Source organism: Nitratireductor lacus (assembly GCF_056431025.1).
In genome coordinates this window covers 1-998 of record NZ_JBWKMB010000066.1, presented here as the reverse complement: position 1 = coordinate 998, position 998 = coordinate 1, and the positions used below count along the sequence as shown (strand labels likewise).

At 59.3% G+C, this 998-nt stretch carries 1 protein-coding gene; it reads right to left on the bottom strand.

Features of this window, described 5'->3' with window-relative positions:
- Positions 1 to 49: 49 nt before the first annotated feature.
- On the bottom strand, positions 50 to 998 hold a 949-nt coding region (locus tag AC07E3_RS21435), incomplete at its 5' end, for a class II D-tagatose-bisphosphate aldolase non-catalytic subunit (RefSeq protein WP_478364763.1).

Genomic DNA, 998 nt, shown 5'->3' with positions numbered 1-998 from the left:
TTGATTTCATTGGATTTCCTGACAAGATTCGAGCCTGTGACCTTTCAGCTTAGGAACCGTCACTATCCGGTGCATCAGTGCATGCCCGCTCATAGATCTCGAGCACGCGCGTGATAGCCCCAAGCACCAACCCGCGTGGCCTCACTTCGACCTCGCCGCATTCCACCCGGTCACGTATCGAACCCAGATACTGGCTGATTAGCGGAGCAGGTATGTCACCTCCTTCAAGCGCTGCGAACACGCGCTCGACCGCTTGTTTCGCCGGGGGATGTTGCCAGTAATAGCGGATTCGGTCCGAATAGCTGTAGTGACGCTGCACATGCATTTCCGCGTCATTGCCGTGATAATAACTCCGCCAATCGCCGGGTTCGGCAAGAAGAAGCTTTTCCATCGAAGCCGAAAGACTTTCCTCCGCGCTCAGAAGACCGAGTTCCAAGGCTATGGCGCTCAGCCCGTACAGCGCTTCGCGCATAGCAAAAGTCAGCCCTGGCCCCACCTTCAGAATGGCAAACCCATCGGCGACCAGGGCACGCAACGCAGCCTCCGGCTGATAGTCGGTCGAATGAGCCTCGAAGACCAAGTCTGGAACGTCCTTCAAGGTCGCGCTCAACGCCTTTGCAGCGACGGGATCATACACAACCACATTCTCGTTTCCAAACTCCACGCCCGGCTGCACCACCGAAGCAATGACACGCTTGAAAGCATCCTCCAGGCCGCGCCTGGCGAAAGCGTCGCGATGCACTTCGATCGTCTCTAGGGCCGCTCTCGGGCGTGTCACTTCCAGATGGTCGATGGCTTCGTGCGCCCCTCCCGGAATCGGAACCTCCGTGCCGATCACATAAACGGGCAGCGGCTTTCCGCTTTTTGATGCTGCGGCCTCGGCAACAGCGGCGAGGTCGGCGGCGCGTTCCGCCGTCACCGCATCGTCGAGCGCTGCGGGTTCACCGGCGCAGCCCATGCTCGTATCGAGATGGATCTTGGTGAAGCCTGCGCGCACA